We start from the raw sequence: 14,268 nt of genomic DNA, 5'->3' as shown, positions 1-14,268 counted from the left end.
TTTCGTGAAACAGGCCGGCGCCCGGAGCGGGCGGCTGCCGTGGCAATAGGAGACAGTCCATGAAGACTCGCAGGCTCGGCCAAGGCGGTCTGGCGGTTTCGTCCATCGGCCTGGGCTGCATGGGGCTGAGTTCCGGCTACGGCCCGCCCACCGAGAAGAAAACGGCGGTCGCGCTGCTGCGTGCGGCGGTCGAGCGCGGCGTGACTTTGTTCGACAGCGCCGAGGTCTACGGCCCGTTCACCAACGAGGAACTGTTGGGCGAGGCGCTGGCACCCGTGCGCAGCCAGGTCGTCATTGCGACCAAATTCGGTTTCGCCATCGATGCCGCCAGCGGCAAGCAGCAGGGATTGGACAGCCGGCCCGCGCATATCCGCCAGGTGGCCGAGGCATCGCTCAAGCGCCTGCGCACCGACGTGATCGATCTGTTCTACCAGCACCGCGTCGATCCGAACGTGCCCATCGAGGACGTGGCCGGCGCGGTGAAAGACCTGATCGCCCAGGGCAAGGTGCGCCATTTCGGGTTGTCGGAAGCCGGTGCGTCGACGATTCGCCGCGCCCATGCGGTACAGCCAGTGACGGCACTGCAAAGCGAGTATTCGCTGTGGTGGCGCGAGCCCGAGGCCGAAATCCTGCCGACGCTGCAGCAGCTGGGCATCGGCTTCGTTCCGTTCAGCCCGCTGGGCCGGGGCTTTCTCACCGGTGCGATGGACGAGAACACCTCCTTCGAGAGCGGCGATTTCCGCAGCGGCATTCCGCGTTTTTCCGTCGAGGCGCGCAAGGCCAACCAGGCCGTGGTCGACCTGCTCGGCAGCATCGCCGCACAGAAACAGGCGACCCGCGCGCAGATCGCCATTGCCTGGCTGCTGGCGCAGCAGCCGTGGATAGTGCCGATCCCGGGCACGACCAAGGTGCACCGGCTGGAGGAAAACCTCGCTGCCGCTACGGTCGAACTGAGTGCTGGCGAGATAGACAGCATCTCCGCCGCGGCGGCGCAGATACCGGTACAGGGCGCGCGCTATCCCGAGCACCTGCAAAAGCTGGTCGACCGCTGAGCGGATCGCCGTCGCGACGCGGGCCGTCATGGCGAGCGTTGCGAGGGGACTATGTGCAGCGAGGACGGTGCAGCAAAGGATAGAAAGCTAAGTGTTGGGTGCCTGCCGCGTGCCTAGCGCCGCGTGAATTGCGCCAGGTGCACCCCGCGTGCGCAATGCTCGACCAGGCTGTCGTTGCGGCGCTGCCGCGTCGCTTCCTGCTTGGCGCCATTGACCCAGTTGCAGCAGGCGCGCCGGTACGACGCGTTCTGCGCGTCGAAGAAAGCGGCCGCTACGGCATGGGCCTGCAGCTGTTCGCGGTAGGGCGAATCCAGGCTTTCCGGCCGGCGCTCGTGCGAATACACCTGGGTGCGGTCGGCGCGCAGTGCCGCAAATGCCTTGGCGCCGGCGGGTTGTACCAGCCCGGCCTTTTCCAGTTCGGCCATGCGCCGGACATTCACCGCGCTCCAGATGCTGCTGCTTTTGCGCGGACTGAAACGGATGCGATAGCGCGTCTCGTCGATGCGCTGGCGGCGGCCGTCGATCCAGCCATAGCACAGCGCCTCGTCCACCGACTGCGGCCAGGTGATGCTGGCTTCGCCGCTGCCGACCTTGTGAAAGCCGACCCAGAGTTCGGTTTCCTTCGCATGATGCGTGTGCAGCCAGCGGCGGAACTCGGCCGGTGTGCGGAAATAGCGCGCTTCCATGGGCAATGCGGCGGCAGGGGCGGAAGCGCAGTATGCAAACCCGCGCACGCCACCGCCAGCGGCGATGCACGCTGCCCCGGCGCCGCCCGAACTTGCCTGAACTCGCCCGATCCGCGCCGGTCCGGCGGCCGCCGACGGCGTGACGCTGCAGGCCTCGTTGCCGGAGCCTTGCATGAACTTTCTCAAACCCGCTGCGCGTCCCTGGCGGCATACCGATTTCGCCTATTCCCGCGTGCGGCGCGAGGGCTATGGCGATGCCTTGCTGCATATCCTGCGTACGACCGCGCTGGTGGAGTCGCGCGCCGATCAGTACGGCGACTACCTGCGCGCCGTATTCGCGCCGCGCGATGCGCGCTGGCGCGAAGCCATCGACGGCTGGAACGGCGAGGAACGCGAACACGGCCGCGCGCTGCGGCGCCTGTGCGAATCGCTGCGCGCCGAGTTTCCCTTCGACGGCCTGATGCAGGCCTATCTGGCCGGCGTTCACTACCACGCCTGTGACGGCAGCTCGGTGCGCGGCGACATTGCCGGCGAGCTGATCGCGCGCTGCGTGGTCGAGGCACTGGCCAGCACCTTCTACCGCGTGCTGCGCGACGCCTGCAGCGACGAAACCGGCCGCACCCTGCTGAACACCCTGGCGCAGGACGAAGCGCGCCACTACGGCATGTTCCTGGCCATGCTGGACGAAGAAGGGCAGCGCAGCCGCGTGTCGCTGTGGCAGCGCTTGCGCGTCGGCCTGGGCCGCATGCTGGAGCTCAGCGACGACCAGATCATGTTCGCGGCCTGGCTGGTCGAATCGCCGCCGACGCCGGGCTATGGCCGCAAGGCGGTGACGCGGCGCTACCAGGCCGCTCTATATCCATTGTATCGCTATGAACACCTGTACTTTGCTGCGCGGCTGCTGGGGCCGGTGCTGCTGGGGCGGCGCAACGAGTGGCTCAATCGCGGCCTGGCGGCCGGGCTGTGGCTGGGCCTGCGCGTGCGTGGTGGCATCAGTGCGGCGTGCTTGCGTAGTGCGCAGCTGCGCCAGCGCTGGGCGTCGCCGGCCGCTGCGGCGAAGCCGCGGCAGGAACGGGCCAGCCGTTGTGTACCGGGCAAGTATCTGCCGCGCTAGTGTCCGGCTTGCCGCGGCGCTCGTGGTGATGCCTTGTACTGTGGCGTGCCGGGTCAGTGACGCGGTTTTCCCGACAACTGCTGCAGATACGCCGCCAGCTCGCCATTGCCCTGCTGCAAGGCCAGCTTCTGCGCTGTCTGTCCCGCCGCATCGGCCAGGGCGAAATCCGCGCCGCGCGCGGCCAGCTGTTCGATCACGCTGCGCTTGCCGAACAGCGCCGCAAACATCGCGGCGGTCTGGCCGGCGCCGTTGCGCGCATCCACCCGCGTGCGCGGATCGGCCAGCAGGCGCTGCACCAGGCTTTCCTCGCCCTTGAAGATCGCCCCCATCAGCGCGGTATTGCCGCGGCGGTCGCCGAGGTTCGGATCGGCGCCGGCCTTGAGCAGCGTGTCGGCCGTGTCCAGCCGGCCGTTGTAGACGGCGAGAATCAGCGCCGTATGCCCGGCGCCGTTGGCCGCATCGACGGGTGCGCCGGCCTTGAGCAGATCGGCGACGAGGTCGGTCTTGCCCGCCCGCGCGGCATCGAACAGGTAGTGCTGGACACTGGCTGCGTCCAGCGTGCCGGTGCCCGGCTGCGCCCAGGCGGTTGCAGCCAGCAGCGACAGCAGCAGTGCGAACAGAATACGCATGGAATTCTCCTCAATGTGGACAACTACAAGGTGCCCGCCGCCGCCGCTCCGTCTTGGGAGAGCGGCTGCGCGGCGGCGGCGGGCTACGCCGGCTTACTCAGCCAGCGATTCGGATACGCGACGGACCTGGGCGACATCGCCCTTGACCGCCTGCGCCAGGCGTGTGCCGTAGTCGGCATCGGCCTTGTAGAAGTGCGCCAGCATGGTGGTCTTGGTGGTGGCGTCGGTGACCTGGCCCAGGTCGCCGGCCAGGTTGGCAATCAGGTTCTTTTTCGCCGTCGCGTCCAGCGTGCGATAGAACTCGCCGGCCTGGCGGAAATTCAGCGTGCGCTGGATGCGCGCCTGCTGCGTAGTGCCGTTCAGGGGCAGGCTGCTGTATTTGGCCTGGGCGTTCTCGTTCATCGGAAAACGCCGGCTGGGCTGGTAGTTCACATCGGTCGTGGTCGCGCCGAAATTCGCCGCGCCGTCCTGGTTGCCGTTGAGCACCGTGCCCTTGGGCCGGTTGATCGGCAGCTGCAGGCCGTTGGTACCGACGCGGTAGAGCTGGGTATCGGCATAGGAAAAGATGCGTCCCTGCAGCAGGCGGTCTTCCGACGGCTCGATGCCGGGTACCAGGTTGGCCGGTGCGAACGCGGCCTGCTCGGTTTCCTGGAACACGTTGGCGGGATTGCGGTTCAGGGTCAGCGTGCCGATCTGGCTTTCCGGCACGTCGGTCCAGATCTTGGTCGGGTCCAGCGGGTCATAGTCGAATGCGGCCAGCTGCTCGGGTTTGAGCACCTGGATATACAAATCCCATTGCGGAAATTCCTTGCGGGCGATTGCGTCGACCAGGTCGCGCGTCAGGTGATTGAAATCGCGCGACTGCACTTCGGTGACCTGTTTCGCATCGAGCGACTTCACGCCTTGCTTGCTGGCCCAGCGGAACTTCACGTAGCGGTACTCGCCCGCGGCGTTGACGAACTTGTAGGCATGCACCGAACTGCCATCCATGAAGCGGTAGCCGGCCGGCGTGCCGAGGTCGGAGTACACGCGCGTCAGCATGTGGGTGGATTCGGGTACGTGGGAGAAGAAATCGAAGACGCGGTTCGGGTCCTGGATATTGGTTGCCGGCGACGGCTTGAGCGAATGCACCATGTCGGGAAACTTGATCGCGTCGCGGATGAAGAAGATCGGCAGGTTGTTGCCCACCAGGTCCCAGTTGCCTTCGCTGGTATAGAACTTGGTGGCGAAGCCATGCGGATCGCGCAGGGTTTCCGGCGAATGCTGGCCGTGGATCACGGTGGAAAAGCGTACGAACACCGGCGTGGTCGTGCCCTTGGCGAACACGGCGGCCTTGGTGAGGGCGGAAATATCCGCCGTGGCGACAAACGCGCCGTGCGCGCCGGTGCCGCGCGCATGTACGACGCGTTCGGGAATACGTTCCCGGTCGAAGCGCTGCAGCTTCTGGATCAATTGCACGTCTTGCAGCAAGGTGGGGCCACCGGCGCCCGCCGTCTGCGAATTCTGGTTGTCCCCGACGGGCGCACCGTTGTCCCGGGTCAAGGTTCCCTGCGCTTGCGCAACTCCCGCCATGGCGGCCATACCCAGCGCCAGCCACCGCATTGTTGTGTTTGTATACATTGGCATGCCTCTGCTATCGAACGAGGACTGCCGCTCTCCCGGGGCCGAGTATCAGGCGCGCCTGGGTATCGGGGAAATCGATTGATACGATCAACTCTATAGTCGCTGCCTATAGTCGATGGCGGCGCGAAGCAATCCGGACAAGTACGGAAATGCCACTTGTTGCAGCGCTGCGGCACCGCAGGCGCAGCCCTGGTTGCGCGGCCCTGAGCGTGGCACTGTCGGTGCAGACCGCCGCCGCGGCGCTACCAGCGAGGCCTGCCATGAAGCGTCTGATCGAAATCCGTGCGTACCGGCTCAAGCCCGGCACATTGGCTGATTTCCACAATGTAGTTGTCGGCGAGGTGATGCCCCTGCTCGCACCGGCGATGGACGTCGTCGCCTTCGGCCCCTCGCCGCACGAGCCCGACTGCTATTTCCTCGTGCGCGCCTATGCCAGCCTGGCCGACTTGCAGATGCAGCAGAACGCGTTCTATGGCTCGGCCACCTGGGTACAGGGGCCGCGTGCGCAGGTGCTTGGGTATATCGCCAGCTTCCTCAATACCGTGTTGTGGCTGAGTGCCGACGCGGTGGAAGACCTGCGCCGCAACAACGCCGCCGCATAGGCGCGGCAGCGGCGGCGAGCCGCTGCGCTCGCCGCCATCGGTGCGGTGGTGAAGACAGTGGCTTACTGCGGCGGCGGCAATTCGAAGCCGTTGAAGAAGATGCGGTCCAGCACCTGCACCAGCACCCGCTGGCTAGCGTCGCTGCAGGTGGTGGCCGCGGTCAGGTTGTAGGCATCGCCGCTGTAGCGCGCTACCCAGCGGTAGTAGCCGGGCTGGATGGGCATGAACGCGGCCGAGACATAGTTGCCATTGCCGGCCACATTCGCCGACGCGGTAAACACCGGCGCGCCGATGCAGGTCGCTTGACTGGGTCCGTACAGTTCGAAGCCGATGCTGCCATCGGGTGCGAGGATGCCGCTGCTCAGCGTCGCCGTATCCGTCATTGCCGTACCGAGCGCGATCACTGCACTGGCCGCTGTGCCGGCGATGGCGGGCTGATTGTCGTCGACCGCGCCGACCACGCCGCCACAGGTATCGGTCGAGGCCACGCAGCTGCCCTGGCATTCGTTGCTGGACGCGCAGGGGCAGCCGTTCGTACTGGCTTTCACACCATTGCCGATCGAACACACCGGCGCATTGGTCACGCCGCCGCAGGTATGGGTGGTCTGGTTGCAGTTGCCGACGCACTCGTTGTCGTTGCTGCAGGCGCAGCCGTTCACGCTGGCGTTGATGGTATTGCCGCTCGCACACACGGCGGCGCCGGTGACACTGGCGCAGGTGCCGGTCTGCAGCGAGCAGGTGGTGCGGCATTCGTTGTTGCTGGCGCACGGGCAGCCGGCCGAACTCAGGTCCTCCTGATTGCCCGGATAGCAGGCGACCAGGGCACCGCCCTGGGCCCAGATCACCGCGGCCGGCGCGGGCAGCGCGAACAGCAGCAGCAACAGCAGCAGCAACAGCGCGCCGAACGCGCGCGCGACGACAGGAAAACGCATGGCCATGACTCACCCCCTCAGACAGCCGGCGCTTTTCCCTGGGCAGGCCCTGCACCGGAGCGGGCCTGTGCAGGTACGTACGTAAGCGCGGCTGTACAGGGATCATCGATCGCTACAGCTTTTCGTCAGCAATGGCCTAAGTGCTTGGGGGTTTTGCCGCTGCTGGCGCGTCCACCGCAGTAGCGAGCAGCTGCCTGCATCGCTGCCCTTGGTTCGGAAAACGTTATGACCTGGTATACCGCCCATCTCGCCTTTGCCATCCATCCGCGCGAAGCACCGGCCGGCGAAATCTACGTCTGCGAAGACGTGTTCCTGCTGCAGGCCGCCGACCGCGACGCGGCGAGCAGTGCAGCGCTGCGACTGGCCGAGGAATACACGGGCAGCGACGACAACCTGGCCGCCCTGGACGGCCGGCCCGTGGCGATGCAGTTCCTGGGCGTGCGCAAGATCGTCGCCATCGTCAACGCCGGACCCGACCGCGACCAGCTGCCGCCGTCCAGCGGCACCGAGTTGACAAGTACCTTTTTCAAGGTGAAGTCGCTGGAGAGCGCGCGAAGGTTGGCGGCAGGCGCGGCAGTGGAGGTGGAGCTGGTGAAGTAGTGCCATACCGCGGCGTAGGAAACGGCGGATTGCCTGCTGTTTACGACCGCAAGCCGGACCTAGCTACGATGGCCACCGCGTATCTGACCAACGCGCAGAATCGTTTCAGCGGGCAGGCAACGGATGGTGGCAGAAGTTTCCAGGGCCGCATTCGGCGTGGGTTTGTATTCCTGCTTGGATGCTGCACGCCTGATCGGTGCAAACGTGCGCGAGCTGCGTCGATGGACAGGGCGAAATGCCTGCCGAAGCAGGCACCCCGCGTATAGCCGCTTCAGTACTCAATCCACCTCGAACGACTGCAACGACACCGGCGTCGATGTCGTCGCCGTGGCCGATTCATTGCCCGTGGCCGGGTCGCCCGTCGCCGAACTGACGGTTGCCGTATCGACGATCATGGTGACCGGCGCGCCGGGGTTCACGGTGACGGTGATGCTGAACACCGCGGAGCCCGGCGCCAGGCTGGCGTTGGCGCAGGCCACGGTGCCGGTGCCGCCGGCCGCCGGCAGGGTGCAGTTCCAGCCCGGCGGCGTGGTTGCGGCGGTGAAGGTGGTATTGGCCGGAATCGGATTGTTCATCGCCACCGTGGCGGCGTTGCTGGGGCCATTGTTGGTCACCGTCACGGTATAGGTGATGGGCTGGCCGTTGATCGCCGTCGGTGTCGAGGCGGTATTGCTGACGGCCAGGTCGGCCGACGCCAGCACTGGCGTGGTCGCCGTCTGTGTCTCGTTGCCGGGAGCCGGATCGGTGGTGGCGGAGGTGACGCTCGCCGTGTCGACGACCGTACTGCCCAGGTAGCCCGCATCCAGCAGGACGACGAAGGTAATCGTCGACGACCCCGGCGCCAGGGTGGGCCGGGTGCAGCTGATAGTGCCGTTGCTGCCCAGGGCAGGCGTGGTGCAGCTCCAGCCCGGCGGCGCGGTCAGGGAGTTCAGTGTCGTCTGCGGCGGCATGATGTTGGACAGGGTCACCAGGGCGGCGCTGCTCGGTCCTACGTTGGTCACCGTCATCGCGTACTGGATGCTCTCGCCCGGCGCGAGGTCCGGGCCAGAGAGCGGGGTGGCGACATGGGTGACGCTGAGGTCCGCTTCCGCCGACAACGGTGTTGTTGCCGTGGCCGATTCGTTGCCCGGGTTCGGGTCGCTGGTCGCTGACGACACAGTGGCAGTATCGGTGATGTTCGCCGCGGTCGTGCCCGCATCCACGGTCACCACCAGGGTAAACACCGCCGACGTGACAGCGAGGCTCGCGGCAGTACAAGACACCGTGCCCGTCGCGCCGACCGCTGGCGTGGTGCAGCTCCAGCCGCCCGGCGCAGCCAGCGAGGCGAAGGTGGTATTGGCCGGGAGGGGATTGCTCAGCGACACGCCGGCCGCGTCGCTGGGGCCGGCGTTGCTCGCGGTGATGGTGTAGGTGATGGCCTGGCCGCTGATCGCCGTTGCCGGCGCGGCGCTGTTGGTCACGCCGAGGTCGGCCGAGGTGCCGACGGTCGTCGTTGCGGTGGCGCTGTTGTTTCCGGGTGTGGGATCGCCGCTGGCCGAGGTCACTGTCGCGGTGGCCGTCAGTACCGTGCCCGCGGCAATGGACGGGTCCACCGCCGCCGTCAGCGTGAACACGCCGCTGCCGACGCTGAAGCCTGGATTGCTGCAACTGACTGTGCCGCCGCTGCCGACCGCTGGCGTGGTGCACGTCCAGCCGGCCACGGCCGGCAGCGAGACGAAGCTGCGGCCCGGTGGCAGCGAAAGGCTCCAGCTCGCGGCGGTTGCCGCATCCGGTCCATTGTTGCTTACGGTAATCGTATACGTGAGGTTGTTGCCGGCAACGACGGGGTCGGGCGAGTCGGTCAGGGTGACGGCCAGGTCGGATACCGCGAACAGGCCGACCAGCACCGGATCGTGGTCCGACGCGCGGTAGGGCGATGCGGGCTGGAACACCACGCGCGGCGGCACCAGGGCCGAACCGTCGGGTTTTTCCTCGAAGGCCGATTCGCCCACGTCGGCCACTTCGTCGTTGTAGTCGAGCAGCGGCACTTCGTCGGCGTTGATGTGCCAGGCGCTCGCGCCGATCACCTGGCTGTTGAGCGAGGCCGAGGCAAACGCATAGTCGAGATGACCGAGCGCGCCACCGAACACGTAGGAATACGCGGCCGGGCCTTCGAACGCGGTTTCCAGATCGGTATAGCCGCCGGCCACAATCGTCGCGATCGGCGTTTCCTGCGCATAGGCGTTGAAGTCGCCGAGCAGCAGCACATCCGGATCGCCGGCGGCGGGTATGACCGTGCTGCTGATCCAGCTGAGCAGACGCGTGGCCTGTGCGGTGCGTGCGGCGGTAAAGCAACTCTGGCCATCGCCGGTGTCTGCGTCGCCGCCGGTCGCACCGCTGCAGCTCTTGGCGCGCAAGTGGTTGGCGATGACGGTAAAGCGCTGGCCGAAGGCCGCATTGGTCGCGTCGACCACGTCGAAAGTCTGTGCCGTCGGCGGGCGGTTATGCACCGGGTCGAGATCGCTCAGTGGCGAACCTACCGGGGAGACAATGCCCGTGCGGTAGATCGGCTGCACGCGGATCGCATCCGTGCCCAGCGTGCCGCCGGTATTGGCGAAGGCATACGGATGCGCGCCGCCGCAGCGCGCGTTGATCGCGCCGAGCAGGTCGGTGATGGTGGCGCTGGGGGTGGTGTTCTCCAGCTCGATCAGCGCCGCGACATCGGCGTTGAGGCTGCAGATCACGACCGAGGCACGCTCGCGCTGGCGGTTCAGCTCGGCCACGCTGTCGGCACCGCGGCAGTCCAGCGTACCGCCCGGGCCGCAGGGGCCGGCGCTGCTGCTGGCCGTGGTATCGATGGTGGTGAAGTAGTTCAGCAGGTTGAGGCCGGTGACCTTGATCGCGCCGCCGACGGCCGGCGGTGTGGCCGGGCGCGGATTGGCAACGGTAAACGTCGGCGGTGTTGCGGCAACGGGGCGTACGCGCCAGCTCGGCGACGCGGCACCGGCGGGGTCGGAAAAATCCAGCACGCCGGTCAGGCCGTTGACCAGGTCGCCGCCGCGGAAGAAATCCGTACCCTGCGTGCCGAACGAGAAACCGCCGTTGGCACGCGGGTGATAGACGGACTGCATGCCGTTGGGCTGGGTGAGGAAAGACTCCTGCGCGTTGTTGTCGTCGTCCAGCAGCACGCGGCGGCGCGCCAGGTTGTCGAGGTAGGCGGTGTAGCCGGCAACGCTCGGCGTGGCGAACTCGGTGAATGCGCGCGGCCGGCCGCCTTCCATCAGCACCAGCTGGCCGTAGCGCGCCATTTCGAAATAGTCGCTGACGGCGAGCGTATCGACGAAGGTGACGCGCATGCTTTCGCGCGACTCGTAGAAATCGTCGATCGCGCCGACCACGGGCAGATCGATCGTCGTCGGCGTGACCTGGGCCAGGTTGTTGCCCGCGTTGGTCACGACAACGGCGCCGGCCGTGGTCGCGCTGATCTGGGTGAGGTTGTTGCTTTCCGAAACCACGCCCGTGGCGCGCACGACCTGCCCTTCGGCGACCGGCGTGGCGCAGCTGCCGCACGACACGAAAATGCCTTCTGACGTGGCCGGATCCGCGTCGGCATTCGCGTCGGCTTCCTGCAGGAAAAAGCCCTGCAATCTGCCCGCGCCCTGGAAATTGCCGATGACGATGCCTTGCACTGTCACCGTGGCGCCGGGAATCGGCGTGGACGCGCCGTTGCCCTGCACATCGTGGATGCGCGACAGGTCGTCGTTGACGATGTTGCCCTGACCCTGGCCGTCGGTGACGATGGCATTGGTCGCATTGGTGATGGTGACGACAAACGTCTCGTCGCTTTCCGGCGTGATGTCGCCGTTCACCAGTACGGAAAAAGTATACGTGCTGCTGCCGGCCGGAATGGTCTGGCCGGTCAGCGAACTCGCCGTGTAGTCGCCCGGGGCGATTGCCGTGCCGTTGGCCGTGGCGATATCGAACGTCACGCCGCCGGCTGGCGCCGGTGCCGACAGGCTCGCGATGAAGGTAAACGTCGTCGTGCCCGCATTGCCTTCGTTGAGCGACACATCGTTGATGGTGAGGTTGGGCGCCGCGTCGTCGTTGACGAGGGTGCCCTGGCCCTGGCCGTCAGTGACGGTCGCACCGGTGGCCGCGGTCACGTTGACGAAGAAGGTCTCGTTGGTTTCCGGCGTCGTGTCGCCGTTGGCCAGCACCGTGAAGGAATACGTACTGCTGCCGGCGGGGATAGTCTGGCTGGTCAGCGATTTGGTCACGTAGTCGCCCGGCGCGACGGCAGTGCCGTCGGCGGTAGCGATGTCGAAGGTGACGCCGCCCGGGCCGGCCGGCGCGGAAAGGCTGACGGTAAAGGTGAACGAAGTCGTGCCCGCATTGCCTTCGTTGAGAATGACGTCGTTGATGCTCAGGTTGGGCAGTGCGATCGGCGCCTGCGGCGTCAGCGAGAAATCGTCGACCGCCAGGCCGTCGTCGGCGCCGCTGGCGTCGGTATCGTTCCAGCGAATCCAGAAGGAGGCGCCGTTGGCAATGCTCAGCCCCGAGATGGTGCTGGCCAGTGCCGTGCGGTCGGCCGCGGCATTGCCGTTCTTGGCGCCGGCAGTCGCGGTATCCGGCGTGACGAAATTCAGCGCCGTGACACCAGTCCAGGCGCCCGTGACCAGGTCGGTCGCGGTGGTGCTGTACTCGAACGCCAGCGTGTCGGTGCGCGCCGCCGTGCCCAGGCGCCATTCCTCGCCCGTATACGCCACGGCCAGGCTGGCCAGCGTCGAGCCGGTGTTATTGGTGAAACAGGCGCCGAACAGCGGAATCAGCGTGCCGCTGCGCAGTTGGCCCAGCGCGCGGTCCGTCGCCGCTGCGGCGCCATAGCTATACATGTCGCCGGTGGTCGAGGCGCCGGTATCCACCCCGTACTGCTCGTTGTCCCGCGCGCCACCGCCGCTTTCGGTCAGGAACCAGCCCGTGATGGTCAGGTTGTTCGTGGTCGAGCCGGCTGTATTCGACAGCGTGTCGAAGTTCTGTGTGACCGCCGAACCGAGGGTGGTAAGGCTGACGCACTGGGCGAAAGCCAGCGAAGGCAGGCAGGACAACAGGCTGATCAGCAGCCAGGCGCGGACAAGGCGCGGCAGAGCGGTGGACGGCATGGACGATTCCCCAAAATCGTGAGCGCAAGACTTGCCGGCCTACTATAGCGCCGTATGGTGACGGGTTGAGGTCGGGGGCGGATCTGGCCCGTTTTCCTGGAGTCGGGCGCATCGCTCTGGTGGCTGGCGGCGACGCAGCGGTGGATACCGGGCGATCGCAGGCATTGCTGTTGCGGTTGGCTGCGGATGACGAGAAGACCGCCACCGCTCTGCCGGGCAGGGATCGCTAACCCGCCGTTAGTGTCGCCGCCAACCAGGCCACCGGATCGGCTTCCCGGTATTGGTGCTGGTCGCAACGCTTGACTTGCCGCTTCGATGGCCAGACACTTTCCTTTCAAGGAAAGTATTGGATGCCCATGACGACGCTCACCTTGCACTACCACCCACTCTCCTCCCACTGCCAGAAAGTGCTGATCGCGATCGACATGCTGGGTGTGGACGTGGACAAGCGCCTGCTCAATCTGGCCGACCCGGCCGAGCGCGACGCCCATCTGGCGTTGTGGCCTTTGGGAAAAATGCCTTTGCTCGTGGACCAGGGGCGGGCGATTCCCGAGACCAGCATCATCATCGAGCACCTGCAGCGCCATCATTCGCAGCGCGACGCAAAGCTCATTCCGGATGATGCGGACGCGGCTATCGACGTGCGTCTGTGGGACCGCCTGCTGGATCAGTACGTGATGACGCCGATGCAGGCGCTCACTGCCGATCTGCTGAAGCCGGAAGCCGAGCGCGATCCGCGCAGCGTTGCGCGTGCGCGCGAAACCCTGTCGACCAGCTACGCCATCATCGACCGGCATCTGCAGCGGCGGACATGGCTGGCCGGCGACTCGTTCAGCATGGCCGATTGCACCGCAGCGCCGGCCTTGTTCTATGCCGTGACTTATCTGCCAGTACCGCCAGAGCACGCGCAGCTGTCGGCCTATTTCGAACGCCTGGTCACCCATCCTGCGGTGGCCGCTGTCATTGAAAACGCGCGGCCGTATTTCAGGTTCTATCCAGGCCGTGCCGGCCTGTCGCGACGCTTCTTCGATCCGGCGGACAGCTGAAGTGAATCGCGTGGCGGAATCGGCGCAGCTGGATCGCCTGTTCTTTGCACTGGCGGACGAATATCGCCGCGGCATGCTGGACCGCCTCAGTCGCGGGCCGGCATCGGTATCCGACCTGGCAGGGCCGCTCGGTATCGCACTGCCGTCCGCCGTGAAGCACCTGGCCGTGCTGGAACTGGGCGGCTTTGTCGTCTCGGAAAAGGTTGGCCGCGTGCGCACCTACACGATCGAGCCCAAGGCGCTGGATGCGATGGAGGCCTGGGTGGCCAGGCGCAGGAAGCTGCTGAACAGCCAGTTCGATCGTCTTGAACTCTATCTCGCCCAACAGACCAGGAAGCCTGCGCGATGACGCACATTCCGAGCACACATACCGATTTCGTCATCGAGCGCGAGTTCGACGCCACGCCAGAAGCGGTGTTCATGGCATGGGCCGACCCGGAGGCCAAGCGGCGCTGGTCGGACTGCCATGCCGAATACACCACCGGCTATCGCCTCGACTTTCGCCCGCTGGGGCATGAGACGCATCGCGTGGCGTATCCGGATGGCCGCATCCAGGAAATCGAGAAAGTCTTCTTCGACATTGCGCCGGCGCGGCGCATCGTCTTCGCCTACGACATCCGGCTCGACGGACGCCGCTTGTCGGCATCGCTGGTGACGGTCGAGTTCTTCGCCAGCCAGCGCGGCACGCGCATGGTCTACACCGAGCAGCTTGCCTATCTGGACGGGCACGAGGATCGTGCCTTGCGCCTGCGCGGTACCGAGGAAGGCCTGGACAAGCTCGGACTGGAACTCGCTGCGTCGACGAGTGTTCACTAGCGGTCATCACACGCACTTGTGATGCGCGGC

General features: G+C 66.4%; 11 protein-coding genes and 1 pseudogene. 7 read left to right on the top strand and 5 right to left on the bottom strand.

The features are described from left to right. Nucleotides 1-59 precede the first annotated feature (59 nt). The gene (locus DFR29_RS17420; protein ID WP_133819903.1) at nt 60-1,052 is read left to right on the top strand and encodes an aldo/keto reductase; all 993 of its coding nucleotides are present in this window, start codon (nt 60-62) and stop codon (nt 1,050-1,052) included. 113 nt (nt 1,053-1,165) lie between these two features. On the opposite strand, the gene DFR29_RS17415 is transcribed toward DFR29_RS17420, so the two are convergent. Continuing rightward, nucleotides 1,166-1,738, bottom strand: a complete 573-nt coding sequence (locus tag DFR29_RS17415; RefSeq protein WP_133819902.1) for a YdeI/OmpD-associated family protein — start codon at nt 1,736-1,738, stop codon at nt 1,166-1,168. Nucleotides 1,739-1,910: 172 nt separating this feature from the next. Here DFR29_RS17415 and DFR29_RS17410 point away from each other — a divergent pair, with 172 nt between their 5' ends. Then, nucleotides 1,911-2,852 (top strand): ferritin-like domain-containing protein, encoded by a 942-nt coding sequence (locus DFR29_RS17410; protein WP_133819901.1) that lies wholly within the window; start codon nt 1,911-1,913, stop codon nt 2,850-2,852. A gap of 53 nt (nt 2,853-2,905) precedes the next feature. On the opposite strand, the gene DFR29_RS17405 is transcribed toward DFR29_RS17410, so the two are convergent. Further along, complete coding sequence (locus tag DFR29_RS17405; protein WP_133819900.1) at nt 2,906-3,481, bottom strand: ankyrin repeat domain-containing protein; 576 nt, start codon at nt 3,479-3,481, stop codon at nt 2,906-2,908. 93 nt (nt 3,482-3,574) lie between these two features. Beyond that, on the bottom strand, nt 3,575-5,074 hold the full coding sequence (locus DFR29_RS17400; RefSeq protein ID WP_425598848.1) for a catalase: 1,500 nt from the start codon (nt 5,072-5,074) through the stop codon (nt 3,575-3,577). 290 nt (nt 5,075-5,364) lie between these two features. Here DFR29_RS17400 and DFR29_RS17395 point away from each other — a divergent pair, with 290 nt between their 5' ends. Further along, nucleotides 5,365-5,706 (top strand): NIPSNAP family protein, encoded by a 342-nt coding sequence (locus DFR29_RS17395; protein ID WP_133819898.1) that lies wholly within the window; start codon nt 5,365-5,367, stop codon nt 5,704-5,706. A gap of 62 nt (nt 5,707-5,768) precedes the next feature. Here the strand turns inward: DFR29_RS17395 and DFR29_RS17390 are convergent, their stop codons facing one another. Continuing rightward, nucleotides 5,769-6,638, bottom strand: coding sequence for a hypothetical protein (locus DFR29_RS17390; RefSeq protein WP_166654171.1), 870 nt, complete (start codon nt 6,636-6,638; stop codon nt 5,769-5,771). Nucleotides 6,639-6,863: 225 nt separating this feature from the next. Between DFR29_RS17390 and DFR29_RS17385 the strand changes: the two genes are divergently transcribed. After that, nucleotides 6,864-7,238 carry a DUF4288 domain-containing protein gene (locus DFR29_RS17385; protein WP_133819896.1) on the top strand — a complete coding sequence of 125 codons (375 nt, stop codon included), beginning with the start codon at nt 6,864-6,866 and terminating at the stop codon, nt 7,236-7,238. 278 nt (nt 7,239-7,516) lie between these two features. Here DFR29_RS17385 and DFR29_RS17380 read toward each other — a convergent pair. Continuing rightward, nucleotides 7,517-11,653, bottom strand: a pseudogene (locus tag DFR29_RS17380) (ExeM/NucH family extracellular endonuclease); the annotation flags it as partial. A gap of 1,073 nt (nt 11,654-12,726) precedes the next feature. Between DFR29_RS17380 and DFR29_RS17375 the strand changes: the two are divergent. The 3 genes from DFR29_RS17375 to DFR29_RS17365 are packed head-to-tail and all read left to right on the top strand — an operon-like array spanning nt 12,727 to nt 14,238. After that, on the top strand, nt 12,727-13,422 hold the full coding sequence (locus DFR29_RS17375; protein ID WP_208113630.1) for a glutathione S-transferase family protein: 696 nt from the start codon (nt 12,727-12,729) through the stop codon (nt 13,420-13,422). 1 nt (nt 13,423) lies between these two features. Further along, nucleotides 13,424-13,771: an ArsR/SmtB family transcription factor gene (locus tag DFR29_RS17370; RefSeq protein ID WP_208113629.1), complete on the top strand. Its 348-nt coding sequence runs from the start codon at nt 13,424-13,426 to the stop codon at nt 13,769-13,771. After that, nucleotides 13,768-14,238: an SRPBCC family protein gene (locus DFR29_RS17365; protein WP_133819894.1), complete on the top strand. Its 471-nt coding sequence runs from the start codon at nt 13,768-13,770 to the stop codon at nt 14,236-14,238. The genes DFR29_RS17370 and DFR29_RS17365 overlap by 4 nt, the downstream gene beginning before the upstream one ends. Nucleotides 14,239-14,268 lie beyond the last annotated feature (30 nt).

The sequence above is a fragment of the Tahibacter aquaticus genome, assembly GCF_004363655.1.
Classification (GTDB): Bacteria; Pseudomonadota; Gammaproteobacteria; order Xanthomonadales; family Rhodanobacteraceae; genus Tahibacter; species Tahibacter aquaticus.
This window is presented reverse-complemented; position numbering and strand designations above follow the sequence as displayed.